Below are 14,246 nucleotides of genomic sequence, written 5' to 3'. Positions count from 1 at the left end.
CCCCCCAAGGCCTCACCGGACAAAACCGTCTCCAGGCCCCCGCCGGCGGCTTCGAACGCAGCATGGAAACCGTCCGCCGGGATGCCGCCGCCGCTGACCTCCGTGCGCAACGCCTCACCTACCGCGAGATCGGCGAACGCCTCGGCATGAACCACGGCGACGCCTGGCGTGCCGTCCAACGAGCCAAAGCCGACGTCGCCCGCCCGGCCGTCACCAAGCTCATCCAGACCGAATCCGAGGCACTCGACGACCTGTACGTGATGGCCCTCGAAGTGATCGAGGCCAACCACGTCGTCGTCTCCCACGGCAAAGTCGTCACCATGCGCGACCCCGACACCGGCGAAGAAACACCACTCACGGACAACGGGCCCAAGCTCCAAGCCATCCAAGCCGCGCTCCGCATCCGTGAGTCCTACCGCAAGCTCCACGGCCTTGACGCCGAACAGAAAGTCAGCGTCGCCGGCGCCGTCCGCTACGAAGTCGTCGGCATCACCGCAGAGGACCTGACGTGACCACCGCGGCCGACACCATCGTCCGCTACGAGCCCCGCGGCGCGGCCCTCGAAGTGTTCAAGTCCCGCGACTCCGAACTCGTCATCGCCGGGCCAGCGGGAACCGGGAAAAGCCTGGCCTGCCTGTGGCGCATCCACCTTGCGGCCCTGAACAACCCGGGCGTCCGCTGCCTCATCGTCCGTAAGACGGCCGTCTCTCTCGGCTCCACCACGCTCGTCACCTACGAGAAGAAGGTCGCCACCGCAGCCCTGGCGGCGGGCATTGTCCGCTGGTTCGGCGGGTCGCCGCGTGAGGCGCCGTGCTACCGGTACGCCAACGGGTCCGTGATCGTGGTCGGCGGCCTCGACAAACCCGAGAAGATCATGTCGGCGGAGTATGACCTCGTCTTCGCGGACGAGGCCACCGAGCTCACCGTCACCGACTGGGAGTCCATCGCCACCCGACTGCGGAACGGTGTCCTCGCGTGGCAGCAGCAGATCGCCGCCTGCAACCCTGCTCAGCCCACGCACTGGCTGAAGCAGCGCTGCGACCAAGGCCAAGCCCGCATGCTCCTGTCCCGGCACATCGACAACCCGGCGTACATGCACGCCGACGGCACCCCCACCGAGATCGGCAGCGGCTACTTCGCGAAGCTCGATGCCTTGACCGGAGTGCGTCGGCTGCGCCTGCGCGACGGCAAGTGGGCGGCTGTCGAAGGGCAAATCTACGAAGCCTTTGACGAGGCCATCCACCTCGTCGACGAGGTCAAGCACACCGCAGCATGGCAACGCTGGGGAGCGGTCGACTTCGGATTCACCAACCCCTTCTGCTATCAGGACTGGTGGGAAGACCCCGACGGCAGGCTGTACCTCAACCACGAGGTGTACTTCACCCGTCGCCTCGTCGAGGACCACGCCGAGACCATCAAGAAGATCCTGTTCTATCCGTCGGGGCAGCCGCGCGGCCAGGTCCCACGCGCGATCTACGCCGACCACGACGCCGAAGACCGGGCCACCCTGGAACGCAAACTGGGGCTGTCGACGACGGCGGCCCACAAGTCGGTGTCGGACGGGATTCAGGCAGTGCAGTCCCGGTTGAAGGTGCAGTCGGACGGCAGGCCGCGGCTGTTCATCCGACGCGGGGCCCTGCTCGAGCGGGACCCCGAGCTTGAATCGGCGTCGCTGCCGATGGGTGCGGCGGAGGAGATCGCGGGCTACGTGTGGGCGGTGAAGCCGGGCAACAAGGGCGGGTTGAAGGAGGAGCCGGTGAAGGAGCACGACCACGCGATGGACGCGCTCCGGTACGTCGTCGCGGCTCGGGATCTGGTCGGCAGGACGCGGGTGCGTTGGCTGTGAGTCTGGCCGCCTGCCCGCCGCAGCATGGACAATGCTGACAAGCCGTCTACCAAGGAGGTACCGCGTGGACCGCATCATCGCCGCGCTGCGTGACGCCCGCACCGCGGTCCTCACCACCGCCGGATTCGCCTGCGGCACAGCCGCCCTATGGACCGAGTGGGGCGTCTCCGCCGGCCTCGGTGGCGCGGCCGTGTCGCTGCTGCTCCTCGAAGCCTTGAACAGCAGGGAGGACGGGAAGTGATGAGGTCGCCGCTGCGGGCGCTGGCCCGCACTCTGTCGAACAAGGCGCCGGTGCCGTATGTGTCGTCGCGTGGTGGGCTGTCGATTCCGTGGCGGGCCCCGTCGGGGGCTGAGGCGCAGATGCGGGCGATGGGTACGGTGGGGACGCTGTTCTCTATCGTCAACCGCACCTCGAATGCCACCGCGCTGGTTGACTGGAAGCTGTACCGGAAGGCTCCGTCGGGTCTGCCGGAGGACCGCGAGGAGGTCACCTCTCACGCGATCCTCGACCTGTGGGAGAAGCCGAACCGGTTCTTCACCCGGCAAGAGCTCGTGGAGACGGTGCAGCAGCACATCGACCTGACCGGTGAGGGCTGGCTCGTCATCGGCCGCAACCCGCGCTCGCCGATGCCGCTGGAGCTGTGGCCGGTGCGTCCGGACCGTATCCAGCCTGTGCCGCACCCGGTGGATTTCATCTCCGGCTACCTGTACACCGGCCCCGACGGGCAGGAGATCGCGCTGCGGGTGGAGGACGTCATTCAGATCCGGATGCCGAACCCGCTGGATCCGTACCGGGGGATGGGGCCGGTGCAGTCGATCCTCACCGAGTTGGACGCGTCCCGGTATAGCGCGGAGTGGAACCGGAACTTCTTCATGAACAGCGCGGAGCCCGGCGGGATCATCGAATTGCCGTCCGTGCTCTCCGATCCCGAGTGGGATCAGCTGCAGGCGCGTTGGAACGAGCAGCACAAGGGCGTCGCGAACGCGCACCGGGTCGCGTTCATCGAGCACGGCACTTGGAAGGACCGCAAGTACACGCAGCGCGACATGCAGTTCGCTGAGCTGCGGCAGGTGTCCCGTGACGTGATCCGGGAGGCGTTCGGTGCGCCCGCGTTCGTCCTCGGCGAGGTCGGGGACGTGAACCGGGCCACCGCCGAAGCCTCCAAGGTGCTGTTCGCCGAGCAGTTGACGGTACCCAGGTTGGAGCGCTGGAAGGGCGCTCTGATGAATGACCTGCTGCCGCTGTACGGGCCGGACGCGGCACGCATGCTGGAGTTCGACTACTGCGACCCGGTACCCCCGGACGCGGCCGCCCGGAACGCCGAGCTGAAGACGAAGGCCGAGGCTGCGAAGCTGTTCGTCGATGCTGGCTGGTACGCCCCGGATGTGGCTGCCGCGCTGGAGTTGCCAGAGATGGCGTTCGGGCAGCCCGGCGCGGACCAGGATCGGGAGCTGCTTGTGTCGCTGGTGGTGAAGGCGCCGACGCTTGCGCCGGTGATTCTGCCGATGCTCGGCTTCGACGTACCCCAGCAGGCCGCCCCCGGGGCGGCTCCGGCTGCCCCGCCGGCTCCGGCTCCAGCCGCGCGTCTGGACTTGCATCACCACGTGCCGTTCGCGCCTGCGCCTCGGCAGTTGCCGTCGTACAACACGGTGGCTGCTCCCCGGCGTGCGCTGCCGGTTGCCGCAGCGTCGGAGTCGGACGTGGACGCGGTGCGGGTGCAGCACGAGGAGGCGTTGGCTGCGCTGTTGGAGGCGTGGGCGCCGGTGGCGGAGGCGCAGGTTGAGGCGCTGGCCGGGCAGATCGAGGCGGCCGTGGATGCGGGCGACGCGGAGGCCCTGGCCGCGCTGTCGGTGGATTCGGATGAGTCGGCTGGTGTGCTGCGCCGGGCGCTCGGGGAGATGGCCGAGGGCGCGGCCGCACAGATGGCTGCGGAGGCTGCCGAGCAGGGTGTGAAGGTGAAGCCGCCGAAGGTCGACAAGGGGCTGCGGAATGCGTTCGGGTCCGAGTTGATCGAGATCGCTGCTGCGACTGCTGCGCTGCTGGCTGCGGATACGGCGGCGTCGGCTGGCCGTGAGGCGCTGCGTCTGCTGGTGCCGGGTGTGCGGGGTTCGGAGGTGGCGGAGCGGGTTGGCGGGTTCCTGCGGGGGTTGAAGAACTGGTTCCGTCGGGATCAGCTCAGCGCGTCGCTGCATCGGGCGCAGAACACGGGCCGGATCGCGACTCTGGCTGCTGCGCCGAAGGCCCGGTACTTCGCCAGCGAGAAGAACGACGCGTGTGATCCGTGCAAGGAGATCAACGGTACCGAGTTCGATGATCTCGCCGCTGTTCAGGCGGCGTATGGGTCGGGTGGGTATCTGCACTGCGAGGGCGGCAGCCGCTGCCGTGGCACGATTGTGGCCGTGTGGGAGTAGCGGTCACAGCCAGGGGTCGGGCATCCGCATGAGCACGTATCGGGCGTCCGGCTTCTGTCCTTCGCCGACGTACGCGCCGAGCGCCTTGCAGTAGATCAGCGCCTTCCCGGACGGCACCTGCTCGGAGCCGCACACCTCGTAGCCGAGGATCCGGCCGCCGATGAGGACGGAGGCTCCGTGGTCGGTGGGGTTGAGCCACAGTTCGTCGTCGGAGCGCATGGGTGGCCAGTGCTTCCGCGTCCAGAAGATCACGTCGTGGATGGCTTGCCCGAGGGGGCCTTCCATGACTTCGGCGGCGCGGCGTAGGCGGAGTTGTTCGGGCGTCATCCACTCGCTGCTCACGTTGTCACCACCGCGTCTGGTGCGAGTGTCAGCCCCGTCCGGTGCAGGAACTCGTCCAGCCCGATATCGATCGGCGGGTCGTCGTCGTCTTCGAACCGGGCCACGCGCCCGTCCGGCGGCACAGTCCAGCCGTCGGGGCCGGGCGCGCCGTAGGCGTCGACGGTGCCGATACCGGACCGGTAGCGGAGGTACAGGTACTGGCCGTCGACGGTCCAGGCGTCCCACTGGTTGGGGCAGGCGCAGCACGTCTCAACGACGATCTGAAGCGGCAGGGTCACGGCTGTCCCTTCCAGTTCGGGCCGCGCAGTGAAAGCGGCACCTCTGACATCTGCATCAGCGTTGCCGCTGAGATCGGGAAGCACACTGGGTCGGGCCGTTCGCCTTTCTGCGGCCGGTCCAGCCCGGCAAGGATCTCGTCCGTCAGCCCGTACGCGTGCGCGAGGTCGAGCAGCTCCGGGCAGTCGTTCAGGTTCTCCGTACGCGGGTAGCCCATCTCGCCCTCGGTACCGCAGCCGTGGCACATGGCCGCTTCAGCCCAGTAGGCATCAGGATCAAGACGATGCCGGGCGAGAACACGACGGTCGGCAGCACAGCGACGGAGGACGGCGGCCGGGTCGTTGGCCACGATGTGCTCGGCCATGAACAGGCCGTCGTATGAGCCGTTCCACTTCTTCCGGCTGATCCTCCGCCGCAGGGCCGGGTGCGGGTCGTCGACGATCAGGATGCGTCCGTCGGTCGGCTCGTCACCGTCGCGGAACGACCAGGCCGGGGCGGGCAGGTGGCAGCCACACAGTTCAGCAGCCCGCTGGGCGAGGTGCTCGCGGTCGTCGATCTGCTGGGCGATCCAGCCATGCAAGTCAGGCATCACCAGTCCTCCTCAGTCCGCACAGTCGCCTCCCGAACCGCCCGGAACACCATCCCCGGATGCACGGCCCGCAGCCGCTCCAACTCCTGGCGCGCGTCCTCCGGGTACGGGCTGCGGTCGACACACACCGCGAGCCGACGGCCGAGCTTCGTCTCGATGACCCACTGGACGTATTCGCCCCGGGTGCCCGTGTCCAGGTCGGGGGCCGTCGGCCGGTGGTCGTCGCCTGCGAGGATGCCGCGCAGGTCGTTGGCGATCGAGTGGCACACGGCGGAGACGGGCATCTGCCGGGTGTCGTTGTTTTCCCAGAGGCGGCCTTCGAGGCGGCGGACGCGCGCGAGGGCATCGGCTGGCTCGTCGTCGCGCGGTGGACCGGGGCAGTTGCTGGCGTGGGCGGTCCACATGGTGATGCCGGTCTCGCCGCAGGTCGAGCAGTTCAGCCTGAGCGTCTGCCGTGGGCTGTCGGTGGTCACGGGGTCTCCTCTGTCCAGCGGAGATCACGTATCGCGTGCACGCGTACCGGGTCACCGAACCGGTCACGGGGCAGATGCACCCGCGCCTGTGGGTAGGAGCGCCACCGCTCCAGGTTGAACGTGCACACCGCGTCCGTGCCACGCCCGTCCGGGTCAGGCTCGTAGCGCACAGGCCAGCGGGCGACGAGCCGACGCGCGTACCAGCGGCGGGCATGCCGCTTCTTCCACATCTGCCACGTCGACGCCGGGACCTCGTAGGTGAGGTGCTGGCGGGCGGTGAACCCCTCGGGCGGCAGGTCGTCGGCCAGGACACGCGCCGTCAGCCGGTACACCATGTCGCCCCAGACGCCCTGCTGTACGGAGGCGTCGACGTCGAACGCCAAGTCCGAGTTGACGACCTGCTGTAGGGCGTACCGCTTGAACGTCAGCGTCGCCTCAGATGCGGCGAGTTCGGTCGGATCAAACACCGGACGCCTCCCCGGTGGCGGCGGCGACTTCCCGCAGCAGTCGTGCGTACGCCACCCGTTGATCCAGGCTCGGCTCCGTCTCCCCACGCTCCCACCGGGACACCGTCATCTGACTGACCCGCAGCACCTGCGCGAAGTGCTCCAACGTCACGTGAGCAGCCGTCCGTATCCGGACCCGCTCCTCAGGCGGAGGGAGTTGTCCGGCACGCACCCGCCCGGCCAGTTCCTCCACCCGCGCAGCGTCATCACCCTGCGAAGTGTTTACCTTCATGCATCGACATGATACGTGAATAAGCCGCAACATGCATTCGCCTGACAGGAACTCACAAAACCCACCGTTAGAGAAATGCTAAGTGCGCGATAAAGAAATGCGATGCACGCGTTAGTCCAGGTCAGGCCCTACATGAACACGTTCAAAACTTGCGCCCGTAGTGCACAATTAGCCACGTGACAGCACCGCTCACAAAGCCGTCACACCCCAGGCGGAAGGAAACGGGCGATGGGTAAAGCACACCGATGCACCAACCACGTCGCCCCCGAAGAGCTCGCCGAACGCGCCCGCGCCACACGGCCCGCGCTGCCGACACCCGGCGGCGAACAGACCTGGTACCGCATCAGCAACGCCCTCGATGAGGGGGGCACCCCCTACGCGTCCATCTCCGTCTACGGGGACATCGGCAGTTGGGGAATCACCGCCTCCTCCTTCATGGAGGAACTGAAGGCCGTCGACGCGCCAGAGATCCGACTGTCCATTTCCAGTCCTGGCGGAGATCTCTTCGATGGGCTGGCGATCCACAATGCCCTCCGCTCTCACCGGGCGAAGGTCGTGGTGCAGGTCGATGCTCTCGCCGCGTCGATCGCCTCGGTGATCGCTATGGCCGGGGACCGGATCATCGCCGCCCCCCACTCACAGTTCATGATCCATAACGCGGCCGGGGTAGCCGCAGGCGAAGCCACCGAACTCCGCGAGTACGCCGACTTCCTCGACAAGCAGTCCGAGAACATCGCCGGGGTGTACGCCGAGCGCGCGGGCGGCACCGTCAAGCACTGGCTCAAGCTCATGGCGGCCGAGACCTGGTTTTTCGCCGAGGAGGCCGTAGCGGCTGGACTCGCGGACGAGGTCGGCAAGCCCGAGCGGCAGATGGGCGAGGAAGCCGACGACCGGGCCATCGCCGCAGCGTGGGACCTCAACGTCTACAACTACGCGCACACCAGCCGCGAGCAGGCACCCCCACCGCCGCTCCCCGTGACTGTCGAGGTTCGTGTCGAGGGCGAGGCCTTCCTCGACGTCGTGCGCGAGACCGTAGCCAACCGGTCACCAGAGCCTGCCCCGGTGTTCGACCCGGCCGCGTTCCGCGCCGCCGCCGTCGCCGCGCTCGACCCGATGCCCAACTACCAGCCCGACCACATGCGTTCCCTCATGGCCGGGCTCGCCAGCGACGCACCAGCACCCGAGGCGTCCGCACCACCCGAGGCGCCGTACGTGCCGCCGCCCGTCGACGCCATGCCCGAACCGGACGCTGAGACCGTCGCCGTCGGCTGGTTCCGGTCCCTGTTCACGGCGGCCGCCAACGACGCGCCGGCCCCGCCGCAGCCCGAACGCCCGTCCCCGGCCGCGCCCGTCCCGCAGACCGTGTACGTCCCCGAACCCCCGCCGCCCGCCAACGAGGTCGCCGTGGACTACATGCGCACCCTCATGGCGAACGCCGCCAACGATCTTGCCGCCCCCGAGCAGGCTGCGGCATCCGGCCCGGCACCCGCCGAGCCGGTCCCCGCTATCGATCCGAAGAGTTTCGAACGCAGCCTCAAGGAGGCACGCTTGTGAAGACCGCAACGATCCAGAGGCAGCGCGACAGCATCCGAGCCGGCATACGCCACCGCATGATCCTCCGCGCCGGATACGACCCGCAGGCGGTCGGCAAGGCCTACAACAGGGCCGCCGACCCGACCACGCCGCCCCCGCCGGCGAACGGTATGGACCCCGACCGGCTCGCCATCCCGACCGGGCAGGCGGAGCTGGAGGCGATGCTCACCGACTCCGCGAAGATGCAGAAGGTGTTCGCCGACCGCAACGGCGCGTTCGGCGAGTTCGTCACCAACTACGCGCGCGCCGTCCACAACCGCGACCTGTCGATCGCGACGCAGGTCAAGGAGCAGACGGAGCAGATCCTCGCGAACTGGCTGCGGGAGAACCAGCCTGAGGGCGTCGACCGCCTCGACCTCACCCCCCGCGCGGTCGTGCAGACGGGCAACGCCCGCAACCACCTGCACAACCCCAAGGCGATGGGCGCCACCCTGGACCGCGAGTTCAAGAACTCGGCGGAGTACTTCCAGACGATCTGGCACAACGCCAACAGGACCGCGGACATGCAGGCCAAGCTGTCCCGGGTCCGCAACGCCTTCTCCAGCACCGTGCCCAGCGAGGGCGGGTTCCTCATCCCCGAGACGCTGCGCTCCGAGATGCTCGCGGTGGCGCTGGAGTCGTCGGTCGTCCGGCAGCGGGCGCGGGTCATCCCGATGGAAACCCTGCGGGTGCCGTTCCCGGCGGTGGACTCCACCAGCAACGTGTCCTCGGTGTACGGCGGTGTCGTCGGCTACTGGACCGAGGAAGGCGCGGCGCTCACCGCGTCGCAGGCGGCGTTCTCCCGCATCGTCCTCGACGCGAAGAAGCTCACCGCGTACACCGAGGTCCCCAACGAGCTCATCAGCGACAGCGCGATCAGCTTCCAGGCGTTCCTCGACCAGATCTTCCCCGAGGCCCTGTCGTTCTACGAGGACATCGCATTCCTCAAGGGCTCCGGCGTCGGCGAACCCCTCGGCGCCCTCGACGCCAACAACACCGCCACCATCAGCGTCCCCAAGGAAACCGGACAGGTCGCCGACACCATCGTCTGGGAGAACATCGTCAAGATGTACAGCAGGATGCTGCCGTCCTCGCTGGACCGGGCGGTGTGGATCTGCTCCATCGACACCTTCCCCGAGCTCGCCACCATGGCGCTCTCCGTCGGTACCGGCGGCTCCGCGATCTGGCTCAACAACGGCGTCCAGGGCCCCCCGATGACGATCCTCGGCCGCCCCGTCATCTTCACCGAAAAGGCGCCCGGCCTCCTCGGCGACCTCGGTGACATCTCGTTCGTGGACTTCGGGTTCTACCTGATCGGCGACCGGCAGGTCATGTCCGCCATGAGCAGCCCGCACTTCAAGTTCCAGAACGACCAGACCGCCTACCGCATCATCGAGCGCGTCGACGGCCGCCCGTGGCTGCAGTCCTCGGTGACCCCCCAGAACAACGGCCCGGCCCTCAGCCCGTTCGTGCAGCTGGCCGAGCGCGCCTGACCCTGACAGCCAGCCCGGCGGCGGCAATCAACCCCCGCCCCGGGCCCAACCCACGGTGGCATTAACACCCCACCGGGAGAGGCAGAAACCATGCTCGGACTGGGCAAGGACTACGACATCGGACTGGCGCTCGCACCAGTCGACCTCGCAACCGCCGGAGCCACCGGCAAGCGCATCAGCATGCACGACTGCGCCGGCGTCGACATCGTCCTCGTGTACGGGGCGGGCACCGACGGCGACGACCCCGTGCCGTCGCTGCAGCAGCACACCGCCTACACCGGCGGCACCAGCTCGGACCTGGCGGAGATCAGCACGATCTACCGCAAGGCCGAAACAACCCTCGACAACGACGAGATCTGGGTGGAGACCACCCAGACAGCTGCCGCGATCATGACGGCCGTCGCGGACGACGCACAGAAGCAGAAGATCTACGTCATCCACGTTCCCTCCGCCGCGCTCGCCGACGGGTACACGCACATCTCCGTCAACCAGGCCGACCTGTCCAACAACGCGCAGCTCGCCGCGTTCCTGTACCTGAAGGTCGGCCTGCAGGTGCAGCGGAAGCCGTCGAACATGCCAAACCTGCTGCGCCCCGGCGCTGCGAACGCGTAAGGGAGCTGACCTATGTCTGTGATGATTCAGGGCTCCCAGCTGAGGAACCTCCGCCTGGGCAACGCGCCCGTCTCGTCCGCGTCCGGGGCGTTCGCCGCGGACACCCGCACCATCTTCACCGTGACCGGCGGGGAGGTTCTCGTCACCGGGCTGTGGGGTGTGGTCACCACCGCAATCACCGTCGCGAACACGGTCGCCCTTCAGTCGAACCCGACCACCGGGGACACGAAGGTGGTCGTCGAGGCCACCGACATCGGCACCAACGACACCGCCGTGGGCACGGTCGTCGGGTTCACGCCGTCGATCGATGACCCGGCGACGTCGGGTGCCCTGGGCGAGCACTCGATCATGCTGGGCGGGCATCTGCTGCGGGATCTGGTGGTGACGACCGGGGACATCGAGCAGGTGACGACCGGCACGAACCCGGACGGTGCGATCACCTGGTACTGCACGTGGGTTCCGCTGACGGACGGCGCTTCGCTGGTGGCTGGCTGATGGCTCTGTGGGTGTGTGCGGGAGAGGACGGCTGCGGTACGCGGTACGCGGTCGGTCTCTTCCGCTGCCCGCGCTGCCACAACACAGCCTTCTTTGAGGACGGAGATCCCATGGCGAAGATCACCCGAAACGGCGGGGCGTCCGACGCAACGCTGCCCACACCCGAGGACGCCGCTGCCGCCGAGCCTGTGCCCACAAAGGCGGCGGCAGCGGACCAGCCCGAGCCCGCGGCGCCGGAGGTGCGCGGCGAGCCGGGCCCTGAGCTCGTCGACCTGCCTGCCGATGTCACCGAGCACATGGCGGGCCCTGCGGAGCCCGTAGCCGTAGAGGAGGGAGGTGAGGAGTCATCGCCTGGGAGCAGCTCATCAGCATCTACCGAGACGCCGCCGACGAACTCCGAGCCGAACGCGAAGCCCCGCCGGAAGCCTGCCCGAACGACGGGGAGCCGCTCAGGGAAGGGCCCGACGGAGTCCGATTCTGCCCCTTCGACGGCTGGTCAGAAGACGGACGAGTCATCGACTGCTGACTGACCACCACCACAACCAACACCAACACCAACACCAAGGAGACGAGATGAGTCTCGTGAAGCCCCCGATGTGGTCCTACCAAGTCGTGATCAGTCCACCCGGCATGGAGAACGTGGACGCGAAGACCAAGGACATTCGGGCCGCCTACTTCCAGGCGGAGGACGGATTCACCGTCTTCAAGAACGACGAACACCAATCGGTGTTCGCGGTGCGGGCCGACTGCCTGTTCACGGTGGAACGCACCGCCAACTAACCGCACATCACCGAGGCGACGAGAGGAGGTGACGAGAGATGACGACACCGTGGCTTGCTACCCGCGAGGAGATCAAGGCCGAGCTGGACGTGAAAGAGACCGCACGGTCGAACGCCCGGATCGACCGCGCACTCGCCGACGCGACCGAGGCCGTACACGGCCTGTGCCACCGGGTTTTCTACCCCGTGCAGGAGACCCGCTACTTCGATTGGCCGAACGGCCAGTACGCCCGCCCGTGGCGGCTCTGGCTCGACGCCAACGAACTCGTCTCCGTCACCACCCTCACCTCCGGCGGCGTCACCATCGCGGCGTCGGACTACTTCCTGGAGCCCAACGCCTACGGGCCCCCGTACAACCGGATCGAGATCGACCTCGACTCCAGCGCCGCGTTCAGCAGCGGCGACACCCACCAGCGCGCCATCAGCGTGACCGGCCTGTTCGGCTACAGCAACGACGAGACCACCCTCGGCGCCACCGCAGAGACCCTCGACGCGTCCGAGACCGGCATCGACGTCGACGCCACCACCTCAGCCTCGATCGGCGTCGGCTCACTGCTGCGGATCGACTCCGAGCGCGTCATCGTCACCGGCCGCACCCAGCTCGACACCGGACAGACCCTCGGCGGCGCCGGCCTCACCAACGTCAACAGCGCCGTCACCGTCACTGTGCAGTCCGGCGCAGCGTTCGCGGCCGGCGAGTCGATCCTCATCGACGGTGAACGCATGCGCGTCGACGACATCGCAGGCAACACCCTCGTCGTAACCCGAGCGTGGGACGGCTCCACCATCGCCGCACACAGCGTCGGAGCCCCCATCTACGCACCCCGCACCCTCACGGTCACCCGCGGCGCGCTCGGCACCACGGCGGCCACACACTCCACCAGCACGACGGTGTACCGGTGGGACCCGCCTGGCCCCGTGCGTCAGCTCTGTGTCGGCGAAGCCGTCACCAGCCTCCTCCAAGGCCGCTCCGGATACGCGCGCACGGCAGGCAGCGGCGAGTACGAACGCGAGACAACCGGCCGAGGACTGAAAGATCTCCGCGAACGCGTCTACGTCTCCCACGGCCGCAAGGCCCGCACGAGAGCGGTGTAGCCATGCGACTCGACGTGTCCACCAGCGCCCGCGGCCCTCTCTTCGACGGGCGCGCGCAGCGCCTCGCCAACGCCTACGTCGATCACCTCGAACGGCGCCTCGCCGAGGAAGGCCTGACCATCCTGCGCGGGGAGATGCACCGGGTGTTCCGGAACCCGACCGGCTACTACGAGTCCCGCTGCAAGGTCGTCGACGGCAACACGATCACCGATAGCCGTGTGGTGTACGGGCCGTGGCTCGCCGGCATCGGCTCCCGGAACTATCCGGTGACGAAGTTCAAAGGGTATGACCACTGGATCCGGACCCGCGATCAGCTGAACGAGCGCAAGGTTCGTATCGGCGAGCGGCTGCTGCGCCGCTACACGGGACGGATGTGATGTCCCGTGTCTCTTGATCTGCTCACTTACCGGAACACGGCGATCTCTTACGCCATGGCGTCCGGCTTGTTCGGGAACGTTCTCGACCACGAGCCGGTCAGCGCGCCCGGCAGCGGCCTGACGGCGGCGTTCTGGGTGTCCCGCATCGGGCCCGTGCCTATCGGGTCGGGCCTGTCGGCGACGACGGGCCGCCTGCAGCTGATGGGGCGACTGCTGATGCCTGCGGACACCGAACCGCAGGGCGATGTGGACACCGCCGTGACGGGCGCGGTGGACGCGCTGCTTACGGCGTATTCGGGCGATTTCGAGTTCGGCGGCAGCGTCCGTTGCATCGACCTGCTGGGCGCCTATGGGGCCTCGCTCCAAGCAGAGTTCGGCTACACGAGCTTCAGCGGCGGCACGACATACCGGGTGGCGACCATCACGATCCCGCTGATCATCAACGACGCATGGACGCAGGTGGCCTGATGACGGACACGCTCCTTGCGAACTACAGCACCGGCCAGCCCGAGCGCAACCGGTGGCGGCTGGAAGTCGACGACCAGGACTTCAGCGGCGACTTCGACCGCTGCGACATCAACACACCCGCGCAAGTCCATACGATCCCCCGCAACGACACCCCGTGGGCGCACCACGTCCTCGGCGCCAGAGGTTTCACCATCCTCATCCACGCACCCAGCGAACGCCTCCTCGCTCTGGTCGACGGCGGCCGCCAGGTTCACCACATCAAGCCGTCCGTGTCCGGTCAGGCAATCCCGGTGCCCGTGCACTTCCACCAGGCGTGGACCGACCCCGACGGCGTCCAGCGCATGTTCGGCAGCCTCGCTGTCGATCCCACAACCGGCCCGCTCTGGGTCACCGAACCAGTCGGCGCCGACGCGTCGGGAAGGGAGTGAGCCGTGGCGAAGCAATCCGGTCTCGGCCAGGCGTTCTACCTCGGCGGCTACAACCTGTCCGGCGACACCGGCTCAGGCGACGACATCGGCTGCGGCCTCGCCGGAACCCAAGACGTCACCGGCATCGACAAATCGGCATACGAACGCATCGGCCTGCTCCGCGACGGCCGCCTGAACTGGACCTCCTTCTTCAACCCCGCCACCGCACAAGCCTGTCACTTATACAAAAATAACAAAGACAAAGAAAAACA

The 14,246-nt window shown here is 68.0% G+C and carries 20 protein-coding genes; 14 read left to right on the top strand and 6 right to left on the bottom strand.

The genetic code is table 11. From position 1 onward, the window contains the following. The 4 genes from P1P70_RS28310 to P1P70_RS28295 all read left to right on the top strand — a co-directional run. The coding region (locus tag P1P70_RS28310) for a hypothetical protein (RefSeq protein WP_319242619.1) at positions 1 to 512 on the top strand (512 nt) is incomplete at its 5' end. Further along, on the top strand, positions 509 to 1,846 hold the full coding sequence (locus P1P70_RS28305; RefSeq protein WP_319242617.1) for a phage terminase large subunit: 1,338 nt from the start codon (positions 509 to 511) through the stop codon (positions 1,844 to 1,846). The genes P1P70_RS28310 and P1P70_RS28305, both read left to right, overlap by 4 nt. A gap of 64 nt (positions 1,847 to 1,910) precedes the next feature. After that, positions 1,911 to 2,087: a hypothetical protein gene (locus tag P1P70_RS28300; protein WP_319242615.1), complete on the top strand. Its 177-nt coding sequence runs from the start codon at positions 1,911 to 1,913 to the stop codon at positions 2,085 to 2,087. Continuing rightward, positions 2,087 to 4,258 carry a phage portal protein gene (locus P1P70_RS28295; protein ID WP_319242613.1) on the top strand — a complete coding sequence of 724 codons (2,172 nt, stop codon included), beginning with the start codon at positions 2,087 to 2,089 and terminating at the stop codon, positions 4,256 to 4,258. The genes P1P70_RS28300 and P1P70_RS28295 overlap by 1 nt, the downstream gene beginning before the upstream one ends. Positions 4,259 to 4,261: 3 nt before the next feature. Here P1P70_RS28295 and P1P70_RS28290 read toward each other — a convergent pair whose 3' ends face one another. Genes P1P70_RS28290 through P1P70_RS28265 form a run of 6 tightly spaced genes read right to left on the bottom strand, consistent with a single transcriptional unit; the run spans position 4,262 to position 6,676 of the window. Then, the gene (locus tag P1P70_RS28290; RefSeq protein WP_319242611.1) at positions 4,262 to 4,600 is read right to left on the bottom strand and encodes a hypothetical protein; all 339 of its coding nucleotides are present in this window, start codon (positions 4,598 to 4,600) and stop codon (positions 4,262 to 4,264) included. Further along, a complete protein-coding gene (locus P1P70_RS28285; protein WP_319242609.1) occupies positions 4,597 to 4,878 on the bottom strand; it encodes a hypothetical protein in 282 nt (93 codons plus the stop codon). Before P1P70_RS28285 ends, P1P70_RS28290 begins: the two co-directional genes overlap by 4 nt. Beyond that, on the bottom strand, positions 4,875 to 5,465 hold the full coding sequence (locus tag P1P70_RS28280; protein WP_319242608.1) for a DUF6221 family protein: 591 nt from the start codon (positions 5,463 to 5,465) through the stop codon (positions 4,875 to 4,877). Before P1P70_RS28280 ends, P1P70_RS28285 begins: the two co-directional genes overlap by 4 nt. Further along, positions 5,465 to 5,938 (bottom strand): hypothetical protein, encoded by a 474-nt coding sequence (locus P1P70_RS28275; protein WP_319242606.1) that lies wholly within the window; start codon positions 5,936 to 5,938, stop codon positions 5,465 to 5,467. The genes P1P70_RS28280 and P1P70_RS28275 overlap by 1 nt, the downstream gene beginning before the upstream one ends. Beyond that, positions 5,935 to 6,405: a hypothetical protein gene (locus tag P1P70_RS28270; RefSeq protein ID WP_319242605.1), complete on the bottom strand. Its 471-nt coding sequence runs from the start codon at positions 6,403 to 6,405 to the stop codon at positions 5,935 to 5,937. Before P1P70_RS28270 ends, P1P70_RS28275 begins: the two co-directional genes overlap by 4 nt. Then, entirely contained in the window at positions 6,398 to 6,676 is a 279-nt protein-coding gene (locus P1P70_RS28265; protein WP_319242603.1) for a helix-turn-helix transcriptional regulator, read from the bottom strand. The genes P1P70_RS28270 and P1P70_RS28265 overlap by 8 nt, the downstream gene beginning before the upstream one ends. 228 nt (positions 6,677 to 6,904) lie before the next feature. Between P1P70_RS28265 and P1P70_RS28260 the strand changes: the two genes are divergently transcribed. The 10 genes from P1P70_RS28260 to P1P70_RS28215 all read left to right on the top strand — a co-directional run. Further along, positions 6,905 to 8,230 carry a head maturation protease, ClpP-related gene (locus P1P70_RS28260; protein ID WP_319242601.1) on the top strand — a complete coding sequence of 442 codons (1,326 nt, stop codon included), beginning with the start codon at positions 6,905 to 6,907 and terminating at the stop codon, positions 8,228 to 8,230. Continuing rightward, the gene (locus P1P70_RS28255; protein WP_319242599.1) at positions 8,227 to 9,741 is read left to right on the top strand and encodes a phage major capsid protein; all 1,515 of its coding nucleotides are present in this window, start codon (positions 8,227 to 8,229) and stop codon (positions 9,739 to 9,741) included. The genes P1P70_RS28260 and P1P70_RS28255 overlap by 4 nt, the downstream gene beginning before the upstream one ends. Positions 9,742 to 9,831: 90 nt before the next feature. Continuing rightward, the gene (locus tag P1P70_RS28250; RefSeq protein WP_319242597.1) at positions 9,832 to 10,353 is read left to right on the top strand and encodes a hypothetical protein; all 522 of its coding nucleotides are present in this window, start codon (positions 9,832 to 9,834) and stop codon (positions 10,351 to 10,353) included. Positions 10,354 to 10,365: 12 nt separating this feature from the next. Continuing rightward, positions 10,366 to 10,848, top strand: coding sequence for a hypothetical protein (locus P1P70_RS28245; protein ID WP_319242595.1), 483 nt, complete (start codon positions 10,366 to 10,368; stop codon positions 10,846 to 10,848). Positions 10,849 to 11,421: 573 nt separating this feature from the next. Next, positions 11,422 to 11,628, top strand: coding sequence for a hypothetical protein (locus tag P1P70_RS28240; protein ID WP_319242593.1), 207 nt, complete (start codon positions 11,422 to 11,424; stop codon positions 11,626 to 11,628). A gap of 38 nt (positions 11,629 to 11,666) precedes the next feature. Then, the gene (locus P1P70_RS28235; protein ID WP_319242591.1) at positions 11,667 to 12,722 is read left to right on the top strand and encodes a hypothetical protein; all 1,056 of its coding nucleotides are present in this window, start codon (positions 11,667 to 11,669) and stop codon (positions 12,720 to 12,722) included. Between the two features lie 2 nt (positions 12,723 to 12,724). Further along, positions 12,725 to 13,099: a hypothetical protein gene (locus P1P70_RS28230; RefSeq protein WP_319242589.1), complete on the top strand. Its 375-nt coding sequence runs from the start codon at positions 12,725 to 12,727 to the stop codon at positions 13,097 to 13,099. 6 nt (positions 13,100 to 13,105) lie between these two features. After that, positions 13,106 to 13,567, top strand: a complete 462-nt coding sequence (locus tag P1P70_RS28225) for a hypothetical protein (protein ID WP_319242586.1) — start codon at positions 13,106 to 13,108, stop codon at positions 13,565 to 13,567. Next, positions 13,567 to 13,995: a hypothetical protein gene (locus P1P70_RS28220; RefSeq protein ID WP_319242583.1), complete on the top strand. Its 429-nt coding sequence runs from the start codon at positions 13,567 to 13,569 to the stop codon at positions 13,993 to 13,995. Before P1P70_RS28225 ends, P1P70_RS28220 begins: the two co-directional genes overlap by 1 nt. Before the next feature lie 3 nt (positions 13,996 to 13,998). Then, the coding region (locus P1P70_RS28215; RefSeq protein WP_413471561.1) for a hypothetical protein at positions 13,999 to 14,246 on the top strand (248 nt) is incomplete at its 3' end.

Origin of the sequence: Streptomyces sp. MB09-02B (genome assembly GCF_033794485.1) — a bacterium.
In the GTDB taxonomy this organism is placed as follows: Bacteria; Actinomycetota; Actinomycetes; order Streptomycetales; family Streptomycetaceae; genus Streptomyces.
The sequence above is the reverse complement of the archived record's forward strand: the minus strand, read 5'-3'. Positions and strand labels throughout refer to the sequence as shown.

Coding starts and splice junctions, on each gene's coding strand:
- P1P70_RS28295 (WP_319242613.1), top strand. CDS start 2,087: ATGAGGTCGCCGCTGCGGGCGCTGGCCCGCACTCTGTCGAACAAGGCG.
- P1P70_RS28245 (WP_319242595.1), top strand. CDS start 10,366: ATGTCTGTGATGATTCAGGGCTCCCAGCTGAGGAACCTCCGCCTGGGC.
- P1P70_RS28230 (WP_319242589.1), top strand. CDS start 12,725: ATGCGACTCGACGTGTCCACCAGCGCCCGCGGCCCTCTCTTCGACGGG.
- P1P70_RS28265 (WP_319242603.1), bottom strand. CDS start 6,676: ATGAAGGTAAACACTTCGCAGGGTGATGACGCTGCGCGGGTGGAGGAA.
- P1P70_RS28280 (WP_319242608.1), bottom strand. CDS start 5,465: ATGCCTGACTTGCATGGCTGGATCGCCCAGCAGATCGACGACCGCGAG.
- P1P70_RS28260 (WP_319242601.1), top strand. CDS start 6,905: ATGGGTAAAGCACACCGATGCACCAACCACGTCGCCCCCGAAGAGCTC.
- P1P70_RS28220 (WP_319242583.1), top strand. CDS start 13,567: ATGACGGACACGCTCCTTGCGAACTACAGCACCGGCCAGCCCGAGCGC.
- P1P70_RS28235 (WP_319242591.1), top strand. CDS start 11,667: ATGACGACACCGTGGCTTGCTACCCGCGAGGAGATCAAGGCCGAGCTG.
- P1P70_RS28250 (WP_319242597.1), top strand. CDS start 9,832: ATGCTCGGACTGGGCAAGGACTACGACATCGGACTGGCGCTCGCACCA.
- P1P70_RS28240 (WP_319242593.1), top strand. CDS start 11,422: ATGAGTCTCGTGAAGCCCCCGATGTGGTCCTACCAAGTCGTGATCAGT.